Annotated in this window: 16 protein-coding genes, 1 other RNA gene and 1 pseudogene; 9 read left to right on the top strand and 9 right to left on the bottom strand. The window is 57.7% G+C overall.

Features of this window, described 5'->3' with window-relative positions; translation table 11 throughout:
- Positions 1 to 63: 63 nt before the first annotated feature.
- The 5 genes from carA to grpE form a co-directional block, all read right to left on the bottom strand.
- Positions 64 to 1200 (bottom strand): glutamine-hydrolyzing carbamoyl-phosphate synthase small subunit, encoded by a 1137-nt coding sequence (carA, locus tag C4J83_RS25955; protein ID WP_124418491.1) that lies wholly within the window; start codon positions 1198 to 1200, stop codon positions 64 to 66.
- A gap of 259 nt (positions 1201 to 1459) precedes the next feature.
- Entirely contained in the window at positions 1460 to 2266 is an 807-nt protein-coding gene (gene dapB / locus C4J83_RS25960; protein ID WP_106579262.1) for a 4-hydroxy-tetrahydrodipicolinate reductase, read from the bottom strand.
- A gap of 10 nt (positions 2267 to 2276) precedes the next feature.
- Positions 2277 to 3401: a molecular chaperone DnaJ gene (dnaJ, locus tag C4J83_RS25965; protein WP_119741042.1), complete on the bottom strand. Its 1125-nt coding sequence runs from the start codon at positions 3399 to 3401 to the stop codon at positions 2277 to 2279.
- Between the two features lie 316 nt (positions 3402 to 3717).
- Positions 3718 to 5634 (bottom strand): molecular chaperone DnaK, encoded by a 1917-nt coding sequence (gene dnaK / locus C4J83_RS25970; protein WP_106579264.1) that lies wholly within the window; start codon positions 5632 to 5634, stop codon positions 3718 to 3720.
- Between the two features lie 102 nt (positions 5635 to 5736).
- Positions 5737 to 6297, bottom strand: coding sequence for a nucleotide exchange factor GrpE (grpE, locus tag C4J83_RS25975; RefSeq protein WP_017139264.1), 561 nt, complete (start codon positions 6295 to 6297; stop codon positions 5737 to 5739).
- Positions 6298 to 6551: 254 nt separating this feature from the next.
- Here grpE and recN point away from each other — a divergent pair, with 254 nt between their 5' ends.
- On the top strand, positions 6552 to 8225 hold the full coding sequence (gene recN, locus C4J83_RS25980; RefSeq protein WP_106579265.1) for a DNA repair protein RecN: 1674 nt from the start codon (positions 6552 to 6554) through the stop codon (positions 8223 to 8225).
- Between the two features lie 85 nt (positions 8226 to 8310).
- Here recN and fur read toward each other — a convergent pair whose 3' ends face one another.
- Positions 8311 to 8715, bottom strand: a complete 405-nt coding sequence (gene fur / locus C4J83_RS25985) for a ferric iron uptake transcriptional regulator (RefSeq protein WP_024077449.1) — start codon at positions 8713 to 8715, stop codon at positions 8311 to 8313.
- A 98-nt stretch (positions 8716 to 8813) separates the two neighbouring features.
- Here fur and C4J83_RS25990 point away from each other — a divergent pair, with 98 nt between their 5' ends.
- A complete protein-coding gene (locus C4J83_RS25990) occupies positions 8814 to 9341 on the top strand; it encodes an outer membrane protein assembly factor BamE (protein WP_106579266.1) in 528 nt (175 codons plus the stop codon).
- Between the two features lie 64 nt (positions 9342 to 9405).
- Here the strand turns inward: C4J83_RS25990 and C4J83_RS25995 are convergent, their stop codons facing one another.
- Together C4J83_RS25995 and C4J83_RS26000 are read right to left on the bottom strand one after the other, a co-directional pair.
- A complete protein-coding gene (locus C4J83_RS25995) occupies positions 9406 to 9708 on the bottom strand; it encodes an RnfH family protein (protein ID WP_106579267.1) in 303 nt (100 codons plus the stop codon).
- Positions 9701 to 10135, bottom strand: coding sequence for a type II toxin-antitoxin system RatA family toxin (locus C4J83_RS26000; protein WP_124418492.1), 435 nt, complete (start codon positions 10133 to 10135; stop codon positions 9701 to 9703). Before C4J83_RS26000 ends, C4J83_RS25995 begins: the two co-directional genes overlap by 8 nt.
- Before the next feature lie 166 nt (positions 10136 to 10301).
- Between C4J83_RS26000 and smpB the strand changes: the two genes are divergently transcribed.
- Positions 10302 to 10784: an SsrA-binding protein SmpB gene (gene smpB, locus C4J83_RS26005; RefSeq protein WP_003176160.1), complete on the top strand. Its 483-nt coding sequence runs from the start codon at positions 10302 to 10304 to the stop codon at positions 10782 to 10784.
- A 37-nt stretch (positions 10785 to 10821) separates the two neighbouring features.
- On the opposite strand, the gene C4J83_RS26010 is transcribed toward smpB, so the two are convergent.
- Positions 10822 to 11589 carry an FCD domain-containing protein gene (locus C4J83_RS26010; protein WP_106579269.1) on the bottom strand — a complete coding sequence of 256 codons (768 nt, stop codon included), beginning with the start codon at positions 11587 to 11589 and terminating at the stop codon, positions 10822 to 10824.
- A 251-nt stretch (positions 11590 to 11840) separates the two neighbouring features.
- On the opposite strand from C4J83_RS26010, the gene C4J83_RS26015 reads away from it, so the two are divergent.
- The 6 genes and pseudogenes from C4J83_RS26015 to C4J83_RS26040 all read left to right on the top strand — a co-directional run bounded on the left by C4J83_RS26015 (position 11841) and on the right by C4J83_RS26040 (position 19042).
- The gene (locus C4J83_RS26015) at positions 11841 to 13535 is read left to right on the top strand and encodes a lactate permease LctP family transporter (RefSeq protein ID WP_124418493.1); all 1695 of its coding nucleotides are present in this window, start codon (positions 11841 to 11843) and stop codon (positions 13533 to 13535) included.
- A 70-nt stretch (positions 13536 to 13605) separates the two neighbouring features.
- Positions 13606 to 16416: an FAD-binding and (Fe-S)-binding domain-containing protein gene (locus C4J83_RS26020; protein ID WP_124418494.1), complete on the top strand. Its 2811-nt coding sequence runs from the start codon at positions 13606 to 13608 to the stop codon at positions 16414 to 16416.
- A 135-nt stretch (positions 16417 to 16551) separates the two neighbouring features.
- Positions 16552 to 16833, top strand: a complete 282-nt coding sequence (locus C4J83_RS26025; protein ID WP_106579272.1) for a PA2433 domain-containing protein — start codon at positions 16552 to 16554, stop codon at positions 16831 to 16833.
- 103 nt (positions 16834 to 16936) lie between these two features.
- Positions 16937 to 17333, top strand: a transfer-messenger RNA (tmRNA) gene (gene ssrA, locus C4J83_RS26030).
- Positions 17334 to 17520: 187 nt separating this feature from the next.
- Positions 17521 to 18126 (top strand): annotated as a pseudogene (locus C4J83_RS26035) (integrase arm-type DNA-binding domain-containing protein); the annotation flags it as partial.
- Between the two features lie 706 nt (positions 18127 to 18832).
- Positions 18833 to 19042, top strand: coding sequence for a hypothetical protein (locus tag C4J83_RS26040; RefSeq protein WP_200623899.1), 210 nt, complete (start codon positions 18833 to 18835; stop codon positions 19040 to 19042).
- Positions 19043 to 19095: the final 53 nt, after the last annotated feature.

Here is a 19095-nt window from a genome sequence, read left to right on the forward strand (position 1 = left end):
TGAACACTCTTTGAAGAGCCTGCGGGGGCCACCGAGATTCGGGGCCGCCCGCAAGCCGCTCAGTCAGCGTCGCTTGGCCATCTCATTGATGAAACGGTCGAACAGCGGCGCTACGTCGTTCGGGCCCGGGCTTGCTTCAGGGTGGCCCTGGAAGCTGAACGCGCTCTTGTCAGTGCGCTCGATGCCTTGAAGGGAACCGTCGAACAGCGACTTGTGAATCGCGCGCACGTTAGCCGGCAAAGTCGCTTCATCCACCGCAAAACCGTGGTTCTGGCTGGTGATCATCACAACGCCAGTGTCCAGGTCCTGCACAGGGTGGTTGGCGCCGTGGTGGCCGTGACCCATTTTCAGAGTCTTGGCGCCGGAGGCCAGGGCCAGCAGTTGGTGACCGAGGCAGATACCGAATACCGGAATCTCGGTTTCCAGCACTTCCTTGATCGCCTTGATGGCGTAGTCGCAAGGCTCGGGATCACCCGGGCCGTTGGACAGGAACACACCGTCCGGCTGCAGGGCCAGCACGTCGCTGGCCGGGGTTTGCGCCGGCACTACGGTCACGCGGCAACCGCGCTCTACCAGCATGCGCAGGATGTTGTACTTGATCCCGTAGTCGTAGGCGACCACATGGTATTGCAGGTCAGCTGCAGCGATGGTCTCGTGGCTGTCGGTCTTCAAATCCCAGACAGTGGAGCGCCACTCGTACTGCTCTTTGGTGCTGACAACTTTCGCCAGGTCCATGCCTTTCAGACCGGGGAAGCCTTGCGCTGCGGCGATCGCCGCTTCTTCGGAAATATTGTCACCCGCCATGATGCAGCCGTTCTGCGAGCCTTTTTCACGCAGGATGCGTGTCAGGCGGCGCGTGTCGATACCGGCGATTGCCACCACATTGTTGGCTTTCAGGTAATCGGACAGCGACATCGTGTTACGCCAGTTGCTCGCAACCAGTGGCAGGTCACGAATGACCAGGCCAGCCGACCACACACGATCAGACTCGACGTCTTCCGGTGTAGTACCGGTGTTGCCGATGTGCGGATAGGTCAGGGTAACGATCTGTTGGGCGTAGGAAGGATCGGTAAGGATTTCCTGATAGCCGGTCATGGCAGTGTTAAACACTACCTCTCCAACGGTTTGACCGTCGGCTCCAATGGCTTCGCCGCGAAAAATGCTGCCATCAGCAAGGGCGAGTATGGCTGGCTTAGTCAAGAAGACCTCCCGTAAATAAAGCCTGAAAGGGCGATCGCAGGTTGTAAAAAAGCGGAGTGACGTATGGACACGTCACCCCGCTTCTTCACTGAATTATTCTGCGCGCTTTTAGTGGACACACTAAAGCTGTAGCTTACAGAAAAAGGCTTTTTTGGTCCACCGCTAATGAGCCTTAAAGGCAGGGGAATGCGACAGGAAGTCGCTTAGCGGGTAAAAACGGGGGCTCAGGATAATCCTGACCCCCCGTTTTAGCTACTGACTAGTGCAGATCCAGCACATCACGCATGTCGTACAGCCCCGCCTCACGACCTTCCAACCAGAGGGCAGCACGTACCGCACCCTTGGCGAATGTCATGCGGCTTGAGGCTTTGTGTGTGATCTCCAGGCGCTCGCCTTCGGAGGCGAACAGCACGGTGTGATCACCCACCACATCGCCACCGCGCACAGTGGCGAAACCGATGGTGTCACGTGCACGCGCCCCGGTATGACCTTCACGGCCATACACCGCGACTTTCGACAGATCACGCCCCAACGCATCGGCGATCGCTTCACCCATGCGCAATGCGGTACCCGACGGCGCGTCGATCTTGTGGCGATGATGGGTCTCGATGATCTCGATATCCGCCTCATCACCCAGCACACGAGCAGCCAGGTCCAGCAACTTGAGCGACAGATTCACGCCCACACTGAAATTGGCAGCGAAGACGATCGGAATAACCTTACCCGCCTCCACCAGCAACTGCTTCTGCTCAGCACTCAAGCCCGTGGTACCGATCACCATGGCTTTGCCCGCCTTGCGGCAGAACGCCAGGTTTTTCAGCATCACCTCCGGCAGGGTGAAATCGATCAGCACGTCGAACTCGTCGGCCACCTGCTCCAGGTTGCCCGACAACGAAACGCCGATGCGCCCCAGCGAGGCCAGCTCACCCGCATCCGCACCGATCAACGTGCTGCCCGGGCGAACAATCGCCGCCGTCAGCCCGGAGGCCGGCGAGCGCTGCTGCACCGCTTCGACCAGCGTCTTGCCCATGCGCCCGGCAGCGCCCATTACGGCTATACGTCGCATACTCACTTCCTTACAGGTCGCCGAAGAAGCGCTTCACGCCATCGAAAAAGCCGGTAGTTTTCGGCGAATGGGAGTCATCACCTTCCAACGAACTGCGGAACTCTTCCAGCAGCTCGCGCTGACGACGCCCGAGGTTGACCGGTGTTTCCACGGCTACGCGACACATCAGGTCGCCAGCACCGCCACCGCGCACCGGCGCAACGCCTTTGCCACGAATACGGAACTGCTTGCCGGTCTGCGTGCCCTCGGGAATCTTGAGCTTGACCCGACCATCGAGCGTCGGAATCTCCAACTCGCCACCCAGAGCCGCATCGACAAAGCTGATTGGCACTTCACAGAACAGGTGTTTGCCATCGCGCTGGAAGATCGAGTGCTCGCGCACATTGATCACCACATACAGGTCGCCCGTAGGGCCGCCCTGAGTACCCGCCTCACCCTCGCCCGACAGGCGAATGCGATCACCGGTATCGACACCCGCCGGCACTTTCACCGAGAGGGTCTTGTACTCTTCAACGCGGCCTTCGCCGTGGCAGGAGTCGCAAGGATCGGAAATGATCTTGCCTTGCCCATGGCAACGCGGGCAGGTCTGCTGCACCGAGAAGAAGCCCTGCTGCATACGGACCTGGCCAATACCGCCGCAGGTTGGGCAGGTGATCGGCGAGGAGCCTTTCTTCGCGCCCGAGCCATCGCACGGTTTGCAATTGACCAGCGTCGGCACACGGATATTGACGCTGGTGCCACGCACGGCTTCTTCCAGGTTCAGCTCCAGGGTGTAGCGCAAATCGCTGCCACGCTGAGCGCCGCCACGCTGGCCGCCACGGCCTCCGCCGAAGAAGTCACTGAATACGTCGCCGAAGATATCGGAGAAGTTCTGACCACCAAAACCAGCACCACCGCCACCCATGCTTGGGTCAACACCTGCGTGACCATACTGGTCGTAGGCCGCACGCTTGTTGGGATCAGACAGGCACTCGTAGGCCTCATTGGCCTCTTTGAACAGCTCTTCGGATTCTTTGCTATCCGGATTACGGTCCGGGTGGTGCTTCATCGCCAGGCGACGGTAAGCCTTTTTCAGGTCTGCCTCGCTGGAGCCGCGCTCCACACCCAATACTTCGTAATAGTCACGCTTTGCCATAAGTCTTTGCACTCTTAAGGACGTTCGGCCAGACCCTCCTGAGCCTCGCCAAACTCGTTGAGCCCCAATACAGGCCCGGACCCAACTCACGTCAATTCAACGATCCTGGTCAATACTGCTTTTAGCCAGGTACCCGGCCAAAAACGCGGTGACTGTCGCCAGGAAGCAGGAGCATTCCCGATCACACCGCCAGCATCCGAACCTTGTCGCATGCTGTAAAAATTCGCATACCCCAGACACGCCAACGCGGGAGCAAGCTCCCGCGCGGCGACATCCTACCAGTCACCGCTTGATAGCGGTCAACCGGGCGACCAACTTACTTCTGGTCTTTAACTTCTTCGAACTCGGCATCGACAACGTCGTCGTGCTTGGCTTCAGGCTCTGCATGCTGCGCAGCGCCTTCTGCCGGCTGGCCTTGTTCGGCGTACATTTTCTGAGCAACCGGTGCGGAGACTTTCGACAGCTCCTCAACCTTGGCTTCGATGGCAGCCTTGTCGTCGCCTTTGATGGCGGCTTCCAGGGCAACCACAGCCGCTTCGATTGCGGTTTTCTCTTCAGCAGTCACTTTGTCGCCTGCTTCGGAGATCATTTTGCGCGTCGAGTGAACCAGGGCATCCCCCTGGTTACGGGCGCCGGCCAGCTCAGCAAACTTGGCATCCGCATCAGCGTTAGCTTCAGCATCACGAATCATCTGTTGAATTTCTTCATCAGACAGACCGGAGTTGGCCTTGATCGTGATCTTCTGCTCTTTGCCAGTGGCCTTGTCTTTGGCGCCTACGTGCAGAATGCCGTTGGCGTCGATGTCGAAGGTCACTTCAATTTGTGGCACGCCACGTGGTGCTGGTGGAATCTCAGCCAGGTCGAACTTGCCCAGAGACTTGTTCTGCGCCGCTTGCTTACGCTCACCTTGCAGCACGTGAATGGTTACAGCGCCCTGGTTGTCGTCGGCAGTCGAGAACACTTGCGATTTCTTGGTAGGAATCGTGGTGTTTTTCTCGATCAGCGCAGTCATCACGCCGCCCATGGTTTCGATACCCAGAGTCAGCGGGCTCACGTCCAGCAGCAACACGTCTTTCACGTCGCCGGCCAGCACCGCACCTTGGATAGCAGCACCCATGGCAACGGCTTCGTCCGGGTTCACATCCTTACGGGCTTCTTTGCCAAAGAACTCGGTGACCAGCTTCTGAACCAGTGGCATACGGGTCTGACCGCCAACCAGGATCACGTCGTTGATTGAGCCAACGTCGATACCGGAGTCTTTCAGCGCGATGCGGCAAGGCTCGATGGTGCGTTGAACCAGGTCTTCAACCAGTGCTTCCAGCTTGGAACGCGAGATTTTCACGTTCAAGTGCTTAGGACCGGTGGCGTCTGCAGTGATGTACGGCAGGTTCACGTCGGTCGACTGAGCGGAAGACAGCTCGATCTTGGCTTTCTCAGCGGCTTCTTTCAGACGTTGCATGGCCAGCGGATCACCCTTGAGGTTCATGCCGCTTTCTTTCTTGAATTCGTCAACGAGGTAGTCGATCAGACGAATGTCAAAGTCTTCGCCGCCCAGGAAGGTGTCGCCGTTGGTGGCCAACACTTCAAACTGATGCTCGCCGTCAACTTCAGCGATCTCGATCACGGAGACGTCGAAAGTACCGCCACCCAGGTCGTAAACGATCACGGTGTGGTCGCCCTTGGCCTTGTCCATGCCGTAGGCCAGAGCGGCTGCGGTTGGCTCGTTGATGATACGTTTTACATCCAGGCCCGCGATGCGGCCGGCGTCTTTGGTCGCCTGGCGCTGGCTGTCGTTGAAGTAGGCCGGAACGGTGATCACCGCTTCAGTCACTGCTTCACCGAGGTAGTCTTCGGCGGTTTTCTTCATCTTTTTCAAGATTTCAGCCGAGATTTGCGGCGGCGACATTTTCTGGCCATTTACTTCAACCCAGGCGTCACCGTTGTCAGCCTTGGCGATTTTGTAAGGGACCATCTTGATGTCTTTCTGTACGACTTCTTCGTCGAACTTACGACCGATCAGACGCTTCACCGCGTACAGGGTGTTGTGCGGATTGGTCACGGCCTGACGCTTGGCCGACTGACCCACGAGGATTTCACCGTCGTTGGCGTATGCAATGATCGACGGCGTGGTACGCGCGCCTTCGGCATTTTCGATAACTTTAGCAACGCCGTTTTCCAGCACGGAGACGCAGGAGTTGGTAGTCCCCAGGTCGATACCGATAATTTTGCCCATGATTTACTCTCCCGAAACTTTAATTTGGTTGCCGCAGCAGTGGTGGCTAACTGCGGTAGCACTTAAACGCTTGACTTATAGATGGGGCCGTTACGACTGATTTCAAGCCTGCTCATCAATAGAAGGTGCGACAGGTGCAGGAGCCTTGCTCACCACCACCATCGCCGGGCGCAACAAGCGACCGTTAAGCTGATAACCCTTCTGGAATACTTTCAATACGCTGTTGGGCTCCAGGTCATGGCTTTCCTGCATGGCCATGGCTTGGTGATGCTCTGCATTGAACGGCTCGCCGCCTTGCGGATCGATAGCTTCCAGCTGATAACGCTTCAGGGTGTCCTGGAACATTTTCAGCGTCAGCTCAATCCCTTCGCGCATCGGGCGGATGTTTTCATCGTCCGGGTTGGACAGCTCAAGGCCACGTTCCAGGCTGTCAATAATCGGCAGCAAGTCATTGGCGAATTTTTCCAACGCGAATTTGTGAGCCTTCTCGACATCCTGCTCGGCACGGCGGCGGACGTTCTGCAGATCGGCGGCAACACGCAAAGACTGATCCTGCGCAGCAGCCAATTGCTCTTCGAGCACTTGCACACGAGTCGCCAGCTCATCACCGGCAGCCGAATTGGCGTCTGGAGTTTGCGTATCCTGCGTCTGTTCGTCAGCCATAGATTTCTCCTTTCAAAATCATGCGCGAACTCAACTCGCGCTTCTGTTCCGGTATATGGGGCCACAATTTCCAGGTTCAAGAGCGCAGGCGTTACCAAAAGTCTTTCGCGTGCTCTGGATCAATTCCTGCACACTCATTCCTCATTGAGCTAAGAAACTCCTGCAATCAAGCAAATCGAGCTAAGCATCAGGATTGTCAGCCTCAAACAAAACACTGTATAAATAACCAGACCTAACGCTTCGGAGCGGCCGCCATGCTCGTGCACCTGTCTGTACATAACTACGCCATCGTTGAACATCTGGACCTTGAACTGGATCGCGGGATGAGCGTAATCACAGGCGAAACCGGTGCCGGCAAGTCGATCATGCTCGACGCCCTGGGCCTGACGCTTGGCGACCGCGCCGACAGCGGCGTGGTGCGACCCGGTGCGGACAAGGCCGATATCCTGGCGACCTTCGACCTCGCAGACATTCCGGAAGCCGAAGCCTGGCTGGCCGAGCGCGACCTTAATAATGAAGGCCCGTGCATTCTGCGCCGGGTCATCACAGCGGAAGGCCGCTCGCGCGGCTATATCAACGGCACGCCCTGCCCTCTCGGCGACTTGAAAGCCCTGGGCGAGTTGCTGATCGATATCCACAGCCAGCACGAACACCAATCCCTGCTGAAAACCGATACCCATCGCCGCCTGCTCGATGAGTATGCCGGCGCCACCGACCTGGCCCGGCAGGTACAGCTTGCCGCCCAGCGCTGGCGTCAGACTCGTCAGGAACTGGAGCGCCTATCCAACTCTGGCGACGAACAGCGCGCTCGCCATCAGTTACTCAGCTATCAGCTTGAAGAACTCGAAAGCCTGGGCCTGGGCGAAACAGAGCTGGAGCAGCTCGAGCAGGAGCACAAGAACCTCACCAATGCCGAAACCCTGCTGGGTATCTGTCGCCAAGTGGTGGAGCAATGCAGCGAGAGTGATTCGGGCAATGTCCTTAACGCATTGACTGCCAGCCTCAATCGACTGTCCAGCGTGAACAACGCGTCCGGTTCACTGAGTGAAGCCACAACACTGTTGACCAGCGCACAAATCCAGGTCGAAGAGGCCGTGGGCGAACTGAATCGCTTCCTGGATCACTTCGACGCGGACCCAGCGCGCCTGCAGGAAATCGAAGAACGCCTGGACACTATTTACACCCTGGCCCGCAAACACCGAATCCAGCCGACCGAAGTATCGACGATGCAGCAGAAGTTGCTGGATGAAATCGAAACCTTGAACGCGAATGACGAATCCATTGAGCGCCTCGGTGACGAGCTCGCCTCCTTTGCTCGCCACTACCATGAAAAAGCTCGCGAATTAAGCGACCTGCGCCAGCAGGCGGCCACAGGCCTGGCCGGAGCGGTAGAACAGGAAATTCAGCGCCTGGGCATGCCAGGCGGGCGCTTCACCATCGAACTGCATGCCAACACCAGCAACGAGCTGCAACCCCACGGCCTGGAACAGGTGGAACTGCTGGTAAGCGCCAACCCCGGTCAGCCGCTCAAGGCGTTGGCAAAAGTGGCGTCTGGCGGCGAGCTGTCGCGAATCAGCCTGGCGATCCAGGTCATTACCGCCCAAACCTCACGGGTACCCACACTGGTATTCGATGAAGTAGACGTGGGTATCGGCGGGCCGACTGCGGAAATTGTTGGCCAGTTGCTGCGCCGCTTGGGCGAACGTGGCCAGGTCTTGACCGTGACTCACTTACCGCAAGTGGCCGCTCAAGGGCATCAACACCTGTTTGTACACAAAGTACGCGGCAGCGATGCGACGCACACGGCCGTCTCCAAACTGAACAAGTCGGAACGTGTGGAAGAGGTGGCGCGGATGCTTGGCGGGATCGACCTGACCAAAGAGTCTCTGGCCCACGCGAAGAAAATGGTCGTGGCAGCCAAGGCCTAACCCGGTAATTTCTTCTATTTAGAAAGCACGAAGGCGACCCTAGGGTCGCCTTCAATCGTTTTGCAGAGCAAATCTGCGTCGATTTTTACTTTTTCTTACGGATGTACAGCACCAGATTATGGTCCACCAAATCGAAACCATGCTCTTCGGCGATAGCCTTCTGGAGCTTCTCGATTTCCGGACTGGTGAACTCGATAACCTCATTGGTATCCAGGTCAACCATGTGGTCGTGATGACCACCGTCAGCCAATTCGAACACCGCATGACCGCCGTCGAAATTATGACGAACCACCAGCCCTGCGGCTTCAAACTGGGTCAGCACACGGTAAACCGTGGCCAGGCCAACGTCCTCGTTAGACTCCATCAGCGCCTTGTAAACATCCTCGGCACTCATGTGGCGCTGCTCAGCAGAATCGAGCATTTGTAGAATCTTGACTCGTGGCAGAGTCACTTTAAGACCGGCTTTGCGTAGTTCGCTATTTTCAACCATGGTTAGCTTTCTCGCGGATGCTGCTTCGCAGCTTCTCTTAATACGGGTATGATCGGCGTTTACGTTGTCCCAGCCAAGATAGTGGAAGTCGCCCACCGATGCAAAACACCAAGCTCTTGCTAACCAGTTTCACCCTTGTGGGACTGCTCGCACTCGCCGGTTGTTCATTCCCCGGGGTTTACAAAATCGACATCCAGCAGGGCAATGTCGTCACGCAGGACATGATAGACCAGTTACGCCCGGGAATGACCCGACGGCAAGTACGGTTTATTATGGGCAACCCCCTGCTGACCGACACTTTTCATGCCGATCGCTGGGATTATCTCTACAGCATCCAGCCTGGTGGCGGTGAACGCCAGCAGGAACGCGTCAGTGTCATCTTTAATGGCAATGACCAGCTCGTCAGCTTGTCCGGTGACTTCATGCCTGGCGTAAGCCGCGATGAAGCCTTGCTGGGCAAGGACAACGGCACCAATGTGACTGCGCCCGCGCAGGAAGCAGAAAAGCCGAAGTCAGAAGTACCGGCCAAACCAGGCTCCTTGCTGGATCAAATCCAGAAGGACGTGGACGGCGTGCAAACCGTTCCAGTCCCGACGCCTCAGCCTCTGGACACCGGCCCGCAGTAAGTTTGCGGCGCTCGATAAAAAGCCCGGCATGCCGGGCTTTTTGTTGCCTGCCCTTTTAACAGGGCTATGAGTTTTTCTGCCGGGCTATCGCCGCCTTGGCTGCGCGCAGCCTGCGTACTTCCTTGGGGTCTGCCAGCAAGGGCCGGTAAATCTCGATACGGTCACCCGGCTGCACAGCGCGCATATCCGCATCCGCAACTACCTTGCCGAATATGCCCAAAGGGCAATCAGCCAAGACCACTGTTGGAAACTGCACCGCAATACCCGACGCCTGCACCGCAGCCCTCAGGCTTGTGCCCGCCGGCACCGTGACCGCCAACAAGACTTGGCGGTCCTCGGCGGCATACACCACCTCAATCTCAACCATGCAGTTGCTTGGCCCGCTGGCAGAACGCGTCCACCAGCGTATTGGCCGCCTGGTTGAACAACGGCCCCAACGTTGCCCGCACAATCGGCCCTGCATAATCAAAGGACAGGTCCAGGCTGATCTTGCAGGCCTTGTCAGTCAGCGCCTTGAACACCCATACCCCATGAAGCTGAGTGAACGGCCCTTCCTGCAAATTCATTTCGATGGATTGCCCAGGGACCAACACATTGCGTGTAACAAAATGCTGGCTAAGGCCGCCCTTCGCCACCCCGACACTGGCAACCATGTGCTCATCACTGCTCTCCAGCACCTCGGCGGTGTTGCACCATGGCAGGAATTCCGGGTAACGCGCCACGTCGTTGACCAGGTCATAGAGCGCCTGCGCCGGATAAGGCAATAAAGCCGAACGTTGAATATGCGTCGTCATGTGAGCGTTACTTCCACTGCTGAGGCAAACATCGCGAAAGAACAGCCCAATCCGCGAGAGAAAAAAACCAAAGAACTGCCGGTATTGTCCGGGATTCGTCCAACACGCTCAAGCACGCAGGTTGACCGTAGCCGACACGCTCGCAACTCCCTATAATGCCGCCCCTATGGCTAAACAAAAGAAACACCCCACAGGGACCATCGCGCAAAATAAAAAGGCGCGACACGATTACTTCATCGAACATCGGTTCGAGGCTGGTCTGGTCCTGGCCGGCTGGGAAGTAAAAAGTCTGCGCGCCAGCAAGCTGCAACTGGTCGATAGCTACGTATTGCTCAAGGATGGCGAGGCATGGCTGCTCGGCAGTCATATCACCCCGCTGACCACCGCGAGCACCCACGTGATTGCTGACCCGGTGCGCACGCGCAAGCTGTTGCTCAACGCCCGCGAACTCGAAAAGCTCGCCGCCGCTGTACAGCAGAAGGGCTATGCCTGCATCTGCCTGTCGTGGTACTGGAGCAAGCACCTGGTCAAGTGCGAGATCGCATTGGGCAAGGGTAAAAAGGAATACGACAAGCGCGATACCGAGCGCGAGCGCGATTCCAATCGAGAGCTGCATCGCGCCGTTCGCAACAAGGGCAAGGAAGAATAATCCTTGTGACGATGTAGCCCTGGGTGACTCACCCGGGCTACAGGCCTTTACGTCGCTCCGCCCGCGCCACGCGCTGGACCTCCTGACGCACCTCCTCCAACACCTCCTGCACATACAGCAGATGGCGTGTTGAAACCTCCCGCGCCTGCTCGGCCCGCCCTTCGATAATCGCCAGGTACAAATCCCGGTGCTGACTGATCAACATGTCGCGGGTTTCCGTGCGCTGCTGATACATACCACCGATATTGGTCACCACATTGCGCTTGAGCAGATCGAACAATCCGCGAATGGTGTGCAGCAACACCGCATTATGGCTCGCCTCGGCGATAGCCAAATGAAACCTCGCATCCGCCGCGCCCTCCTCCACCCGGCTCACCTCATCAACGCGCGTATAGCAATCCTGTAACGCCTCAAACGCTGCGGTCAGCCGCTCACGATCCACTTCGGTGGCGCGCTGCGCGGCGTAATAAGCACACGACGCTTCAAGCGTCTGGCGAAACTCGAGCAAATCCCGCTGAGCCTCGGGGTTGTTTTCCAGCAGGTGCAGCAGCGGGTCGCTGAACGTCGACCCCAGGGAGTCCGCCACATAGTTGCCGCCGCCCTGGCGACTGACCAGCAACCCCTTGGCCGCCAGCTTCTGGATCGCCTCGCGCAACGACGGGCGCGACACGCCAAATTGCTCAGCCAAAGCGCGCTCGGCCGGCAAGCGCTCGCCTGACTTCAACGTGCCCTCGAGGATCATGCCCTCAAGCTGCTCGACGATATCGTCAGACAAACGGCGCTGACGCACCTGATCAAACCCCATAACTCACTCTCCACAATCCCGACCACTCGCCGGGCCCTCTATTCTGGCCTATCGCCGCGCTTGCGGCACCTATCAGAACGCCCTCAATTCACCCGAGCAGAACCTCTGCACCGCCCCGCTACGACCAAAGTTTCGCGAGCGGCAAATTGACACACCCCATCCAAGGCTTTTACTCTAGCCAACAGCAACTGTAAATTGGTATTACCAATTATCCAAGCTGACCTAACAACAACAATCAGGGGCCACCCCATATGCAAACCTGGCAACAGCTCTACAGCCCGCTCGGCAGCCTCGGCCTGTCCGCATTGGCCGCCGTTATTCCAATTGTATTTTTCTTCCTCGCCCTGGCCGTGTTTCGCCTCAAAGGCCACGTCGCCGGGAGCATCACCTTGGGGCTGTCGATCCTGGTAGCTATCTTTGCCTTCCAGATGCCCGTGGACATGGCACTGGCCGCCGCTGGTTATGGCTTTGCCTACGGCCTGTGGCCTATCGCGTGGATCATCGTCGCAGCCGTATTTCTCTACAAACTGACGGTCAAGAGCGGCCAGTTCGAGATCATCCGCAGCTCAGTTCTGTCGATTACCGACGACCAGCGCCTGCAAGTGCTGCTGATCGGCTTTTGCTTCGGCGCCTTCCTCGAAGGCGCGGCCGGTTTCGGCGCACCAGTGGCGATCACCGCCGCACTGCTGGTCGGCCTGGGTTTCAACCCGCTGTACGCCGCCGGCCTGTGCCTGATCGCTAACACGGCGCCGGTGGCCTTCGGCGCGCTAGGCATTCCAATCATCGTCGCAGGCCAGGTCACCGGCATTGACGCATTCAAGATCGGCGCCATGACCGGCCGCCAGTTGCCCCTGCTGTCGCTGTTCGTGCCGTTCTGGCTGGTGTTTATGATGGACGGCCTGCGTGGCGTTCGTGAAACCTGGCCGGCAGCCTTGGTGGCAGGCCTGAGCTTTGCCGTCACCCAATATTTCACCTCCAACTTCATCGGCCCGGAGCTGCCGGACATCACTTCCGCGCTGGCCAGCCTGGTAGCCCTGACCTTGTTCCTGAAAGTTTGGCAGCCCAAGCGCACCGCGGGCGCGCAGATTGCCGGCGCGACATCCAGCGCCGCGGTTACCGCCAGTGTCGGCGGCTTCGGCCAACCACGCCAAACGGTCGCTTCGCCCTACAGCCTGGGGCAGATTTTCAAAGCCTGGTCGCCGTTCCTGATCCTGACCGTCCTGGTCACCATTTGGACCCTCAAACCTTTCAAGGCAATGTTCGCGGCGGGCGGTTCGATGTACAGCTGGGTCTTCAACTTCGCGATCCCGCACCTGGACCAGTTGGTGATCAAGGTCGCCCCGATCGTCACCGCCCCAACGGCGATTCCAGCCGTGTTCAAACTGGACCCCATTTCAGCCACCGGCACGGCGATTTTCTTCTCCGCACTCGTGTCGATGCTGGTACTCAAGATCGACGTAAAAACTGGTCTTACCACTTTAAAAGAGACCTTCTACGAACTGCGCTGGCCAATCCTCTCAATTGGTATGGTGCTGGCGTTTGCTTTCGTCACCAACTACTCCGGCATGTCCTCGACCATGGCGCTGGTGCTGGCCGGAACCGGTGCTGCATTCCCGTTCTTCTCGCCATTCCTTGGCTGGCTGGGCGTTTTCCTGACAGGCTCCGACACATCGTCCAACGCCCTGTTCAGTTCGCTGCAAGCTACCACTGCCCACCAGATCGGCGTCAACGACGTGCTGTTGGTCGCCGCCAATACCAGCGGCGGCGTGACCGGCAAGATGATTTCGCCGCAGTCGATCGCCGTCGCCTGCGCCGCCACCGGCCTGGTAGGCAAGGAATCCGATCTGTTCCGCTTTACCCTTAAGCACAGCCTGTTTTTTGCCACCATCGTCGGGCTGATCACGCTGGCGCAGGCCTACTGGTTCACCGGTATGCTGGTGCACTGAAACCTGCACGTAATAGGGTAAGAATCGGCGCCGGACATTCATGCCGGCGTCAGCTATTTCTGGAGGACCGATGAGCCTGCCTGCTGCTTTTCTGAGCGACGCCGCACAACTGATCCCGAAAGATCGTCGCTTCGACGATCCACTTTCCACGCTAGCCTTCGGCACCGACGCCAGTTTCTACCGACTGATCCCACAGCTGGTGATCCGCGTGGAGTCGGAAGACGAAGTAGTCGCACTGCTGCAATTGGCTCAGCGTGATCGCGTGCCCGTCACCTTCCGCGCGGCGGGCACCAGCCTGTCAGGCCAAGCCATCAGCGACTCGGTGCTGATCGTGCTGGGTGACAACTGGAACGGTCGCGAGATTCGTGGGCAAGGCACACAAATCCGCCTGCAACCCGGCGTGATTGGCGCGCAGGCCAATGCGTGGCTTGCGCCCTTCGGACGCAAGATTGGCCCGGACCCCGCGTCGATCAATGCCTGCAAAATTGGCGGCATCGTCGCCAACAATGCCAGCGGCATGTGCTGCGGTACGGCGCAGAATACTTATCACACCCTGGCTGGCATCCGCTTGGTACTGGCCGATGGCAGCCGCCTGGATACCGAAGATGCGGCCAGCGTCGCGGCCTTTCGCAACCAACATGGCGCGCTGTTGGAACGCCTGGCGACGATGGGACGTGAGACGCGGGCAAACGCTGAGTTAGCGGCCAAAATCCGCCACAAATACCGTCTGAAAAATACCACCGGCCTGTCACTCAATGCCCTGGTGGATTTCGACGAGCCACTGGATATCCTCAGCCACTTGCTGGTGGGTTCCGAAGGCACTCTGGGTTTTATCAGCGCGGTGACTTACGACACGGTGATCGATCACCCGAACAAAGCTTCGGCGCTGATCGTGTTCCCGGATGTCGAAACCTGCTGCAACGCGGTGACGGTGCTGAAAACCCAGCCGGTCTCGGCCGTCGAATTGCTGGACCGGCGCAGCATGCGTTCGGTACAGGACAAACCGGGCATGCCGGCTTTCGTACAGCAGTTATCGGAAAATGCCTGCGCGTTGCTGATCGAATCCCGCGCCGCGTCGCCGTCATTGCTGCACGAGCAACTGTCGCTGATCATGGCGTCCCTGGCACCTTTCCCTGTGGAAAAACAGGTCGACTTCACCGAAGACCCGGTTGAGAACGCACGGCTGTGGGCCATCCGCAAAGACACCTTCCCCGCCGTCGGTGCTGTGCGTAAAACCGGCACCACCGTAATCATCGAAGACGTGACCTTCCCGGTCGAGCAACTGGCCATCGGCGTGAACCGCTTGATCGAGTTGTTCGACAAACATCACTACGACGAAGCCATCCTTTTCGGACATGCCCTGGAAGGTAATCTGCACTTTGTGTTCACCCAAGGCTTCAACAGCACTGAAGAAATCGCACGTTATAAAGCGTTCATGGACGACGTCGCGCAACTGGTAGCAGTCGAGTTCGGTGGCTCGCTGAAAGCCGAACACGGCACTGGCCGCAATATGGCGCCGTTCGTTGAACTCGAATGGGGCAGCGATGCGTATCAATTGATGTGGCAGCTCAAACGCTTGCTCGACCCCAACGGCATTCTCAACCCCGACGTGGTGCTCAGCGAAGACCCACACATTCACCTTAAACACCTCAAGCCATTGCCTGCGGCCGACGAGATTGTGGATAAGTGCATCGAGTGCGGATTCTGCGAGCCGGTATGCCCCTCGAAGGGCCTGACCTTGAGCCCGCGCCAGCGCATCGTGATCTGGCGCGATATCCAGGCGAAAAAGCGCGCGGGTGCAGACACCACCGAGTTGGAAGCGGCTTACCACTACCAGGGCATCGACACCTGCGCCGCCACCGGGTTATGCGCTCAACGCTGCCCTGTAGGCATCAATACCGGCGACCTGGTGAAAAAGCTGCGCGCCCGTGACGCCGACAGTCAGAAAACCGCCGAATGGCTCGCCAGCCATTTCGCCACGGCACTGCAAGGTGCGCGTTTTACCCTGCATGTCGCCAATGGCGCGCGCATGCTCTTGGGCGCGCCGCGCCTGGCCAAACTGTCAGCAACGGTAACCAAGCTGTCCAAGGGGCAAATCCCGCAGTGGAGCAGCGCCATGCCACAGCCGGAAAAAGCCATTCGCTTCAGTCCGGCCGTGACGGATGAGCGGCCGCGCGTGGTCTACCTGGCAGCCTGCGTCTCACGCGCCATGGGCCCAGCGGCTGGCGATAAAGAGCAGATGTCGCTGTACGACAAGACCCGTGGGCTGCTGGAAAAAGCCGGTTACCAAGTAGTCTTCCCCGACAATCAGGACAGCCTGTGCTGCGGCCAGCCATTCGCCTCCAAAGGCTATGCCGAACAGGCTGAGCACAAACGTCAGGAACTGATCGGCGCCCTGCTCCACGCCAGCCGCGGCGGCCTCGACCCGATCTATTGCGACACCAGCCCCTGCACCCTGCGCCTGGTACAAGACCTGGGCGAAACACGCCTGGACCTCTACGACCCGGTGCGTTTTATCCGCACCCACCTGATGGACCGTCTCGACTTCACGCCGCAGGAGGCGCCCATCGCTGTGCACGTCACCTGCAGCACTCAGCACCTGGGCGAGAGCCAGGCGTTGATTGATCTCGCGCGACGCTGCTCAAAAAACGTGGTGATCCCGGAAGGCATCCATTGCTGCGGTTTCGCCGGCGACAAAGGCTTTACCACGCCCGAGCTCAACGCCCACTCACTGCGATCGCTCAAGGACGCGGTGCAACATTGCAGCGAAGGCATTTCCACCAGCCGCACCTGCGAGATCGGCCTGAGCCAGCATGGAGGCATTGATTATCACGGGTTGGTGTACTTGGTGGACCGGGTAACGCAAGCTCGAGTGCATTAAATAGCCACTAAACCGAACGCCTGTGCGTCTGCGTAGTCATTTGAATAGGCCTCGGCGTACGAGGCTTAACAGTGATGTCGCTGGCCGCCTCTGAACGCCAGCAGCGTCGAGCCCTTTTTCGCAAGGAGATACCCTATGAAGCGTTCCGCTCTTGCTGGCTTGTTCATTACCGCTGCGATGATGGCCTCCCCTGTTTTTGCTGCCGGTGAGCCTGATCTGTGCAAAATCAACCTGGACAAAATCAATAACGGCCAAGCCCTGCTCGCAACCGATACCAGTGGCAAAAAAGGCGAAATCGATACCGCTGTCTCCCAAGCCAAAGCCGCGCACGCGGCCGGTGATGACAAGAAGTGCATCGAGATCACCTCCAAAGCCCTGCAAGACCTGCAGAACAGCGACAAAGGCGGCAATCAGTAACCACGCCAGCCGCAGAGGTCAACCTTCGGGTTGGCCTTCTGTGACGGTTTGGCGTACACTGCACAGGCTTGTCACTCACTATGAAACAACGAGTTACAAGTACGGGGCCGTTTAGGATTCGACGCCGGTCGCGAAACTTTAGGTGCATGCCGAGTTGGTAACAGAACTCGTAAATCCACTGTTGCAACTTCTTATAGTTGCCAATGACGAAAACTACGGCCAGGAATTCGCTATCGCTGCGTAAGCAGCCTTAGACCTGAGCTTCTGGTACCTTCGGGTCCAGCAATCACCAGGGGATGTCTGTAAACCCAAAGTGATTGTCATATAGAACAGAATCGCCGTGCAGTACGTTGTGGACGAAGCGGCTAAAACTTACACAACTCGCCCAAAGCACCCTGCCCTTCGGGTCGCTGAGGGTTAACTTAATAGATACGGCTACGCATGTAGTACCGACAGCGGAGTACTGGCGGACGGGGGTTCAAATCCCCCCGGCTCCACCAATTCATCATCTAAAGACGTCCACGGACGTCTTTTTTTGTGCCTGAAATCCAGTGAATACTGGGGTTTCAGGGCTGCTGGAGGCTTTCCAGGTTTTTTGAGCTCCAGGCAGTTTGGTATTCCCAATGGTATTACCGGCTACCTAGGGCTAATCCTGGGAAGACCAAAAAGTGTCATGGAGTACTTCTCATGTGCGCTCAAACCACCCGCCTCTCCGACCGCCAGCTCGAGGCAATCAAACCGAGAGACAAGGAAGACGTCCTCACCGATGGCGACGGGTTTCAGCTGCGTGTCAGAGTCAATCGCTCGATGCACGTCACCAAGAATCGAATCAACATGGCACTCGGCTCATACCCCGAGGTTTTTCTTGCGCAAGCCAGGAAGAAAACCGTTGAGGCCAGAGAGCTGTTTGCGCAGGGTATCGGCCCCAAAGCTCAACGCGATGAGCTACAGGAAGCTAAACGAGCGGGCACGCAATATACGTTCGAGAACGTGGCCACCGCGTAATTGAAGAGGGATTCCGTCACTCCCGCATATGCCGAAGACATCTGGTGCTCACTCACGCTGCGTGTATGTCCGAGCATGAAATCAACGCCCTTATCAGAAGTGAATGCCCCGATGGTCGCCAATAGCCAGACCGCCAGCATGGCGTTGAACCGCATGGGTTTTCAGGACCGCTTGGTCAGCCACCGCGTGCGCTTCATGACCAGCACCGTCCTGAATGAGCATGGGTGGGATCCGGAGCTGATCGAAGTCGCGCTGGCACATATCGTTAAAGACGAGGTTCAAAGCGCCAACGGGTGTATCTAACCTCCGAGAGTTCATTTGGATCATATAAAGGCTCGTGTATGGGAGCCGGGACCGGCTGTTCGCCTCATGAAAATTTTCATCTCCCTCTAAAAAATACCTCGCCGTTGCACCGACGCTTTTCTGGCTATTTTTTCTTCTAGCTTTTTTTCATCTCGAAAAAACAGACGCTTAAGAAAATATCGGCGCTCAAAATCAGAACTTCATCCAACAATATTGAATAGCTCCCTATCATTTTTTTGATGCCGTTTATTCCAAAAAGGTCTTTTGTCGGGAAAACGGGGACATGCTTTATTGCTCAAAGATGTAACAAGTTGTTTCAACTTTTGCCGTTTTTCGGTACCGACAAAGGGCCTTTCTGTCGGCGAACAGGTGAGTCCCGTTCGTTACGACGCAGTGGGTTAAGCCTAGGACATTGATGATTTGCTTGTGCCTGTTTGGCGCAATGCAAATAAGGGATTTGTAATTATCGAGGCTTGAAGCCATGAATCATGTGATCAACTCCATACTGGAAAACACGTCAGCTCGCACCTCAATCGGCCATACCAACCCGCGTACTGCATGACGTTCTATGGCGAGCATTGGAGCACGCACTCAAGGCAAACACGGATGATGCTTCGCAAACCCCGCACACTCGCGCCTGCCTGAGGATCTACGCCGAAATCGATACGCTGTCGTATCTGGACAAGGCAGCTTGCTCAACCTGTGGCCTAGCCTCAAGGCAGAGGTCTACCGCAAGGAAAAGAACCTGAGAATCTATCGGTTGTTTCTTATCTACGCCAAGAGCAATCCCGAGTTCATCCAGTCTTCATCGCTGAATGATTTCTACAGCGGGTTCCTCGCGGCCGTGAGTACCGATGCAGGTCTGGTCGATCCCATCAGCGCCCACCATTTCACCTGGTGATCAGCCCCGATACCCAGGGCAACCTGGGTATCGGCAGGCGCTACCCTCCAAGA

It is taken from the genome of Pseudomonas sp. LBUM920 (assembly GCF_003852315.1).
GTDB lineage: Bacteria > Pseudomonadota > Gammaproteobacteria > Pseudomonadales > Pseudomonadaceae > Aquipseudomonas.

What these genes read in the sequence shown, in the direction of transcription:
- dapB (WP_106579262.1), bottom strand. Translation starts at nt 2,266, where the DNA reads ATGCGACGTATAGCCGTAATGGGCGCTGCCGGGCGCATGGGCAAGACG.
- dnaJ (WP_119741042.1), bottom strand. Translation starts at nt 3,401, where the DNA reads ATGGCAAAGCGTGACTATTACGAAGTATTGGGTGTGGAGCGCGGCTCC.
- dnaK (WP_106579264.1), bottom strand. Translation starts at nt 5,634, where the DNA reads ATGGGCAAAATTATCGGTATCGACCTGGGGACTACCAACTCCTGCGTC.
- grpE (WP_017139264.1), bottom strand. Translation starts at nt 6,297, where the DNA reads ATGGCTGACGAACAGACGCAGGATACGCAAACTCCAGACGCCAATTCG.
- recN (WP_106579265.1), top strand. Translation starts at nt 6,552, where the DNA reads ATGCTCGTGCACCTGTCTGTACATAACTACGCCATCGTTGAACATCTG.
- fur (WP_024077449.1), bottom strand. Translation starts at nt 8,715, where the DNA reads ATGGTTGAAAATAGCGAACTACGCAAAGCCGGTCTTAAAGTGACTCTG.
- C4J83_RS25990 (WP_106579266.1), top strand. Translation starts at nt 8,814, where the DNA reads ATGCAAAACACCAAGCTCTTGCTAACCAGTTTCACCCTTGTGGGACTG.
- C4J83_RS25995 (WP_106579267.1), bottom strand. Translation starts at nt 9,708, where the DNA reads ATGGTTGAGATTGAGGTGGTGTATGCCGCCGAGGACCGCCAAGTCTTG.
- C4J83_RS26000 (WP_124418492.1), bottom strand. Translation starts at nt 10,135, where the DNA reads ATGACGACGCATATTCAACGTTCGGCTTTATTGCCTTATCCGGCGCAG.
- smpB (WP_003176160.1), top strand. Translation starts at nt 10,302, where the DNA reads ATGGCTAAACAAAAGAAACACCCCACAGGGACCATCGCGCAAAATAAA.
- C4J83_RS26010 (WP_106579269.1), bottom strand. Translation starts at nt 11,589, where the DNA reads ATGGGGTTTGATCAGGTGCGTCAGCGCCGTTTGTCTGACGATATCGTC.
- C4J83_RS26015 (WP_124418493.1), top strand. Translation starts at nt 11,841, where the DNA reads ATGCAAACCTGGCAACAGCTCTACAGCCCGCTCGGCAGCCTCGGCCTG.
- C4J83_RS26020 (WP_124418494.1), top strand. Translation starts at nt 13,606, where the DNA reads ATGAGCCTGCCTGCTGCTTTTCTGAGCGACGCCGCACAACTGATCCCG.
- C4J83_RS26025 (WP_106579272.1), top strand. Translation starts at nt 16,552, where the DNA reads ATGAAGCGTTCCGCTCTTGCTGGCTTGTTCATTACCGCTGCGATGATG.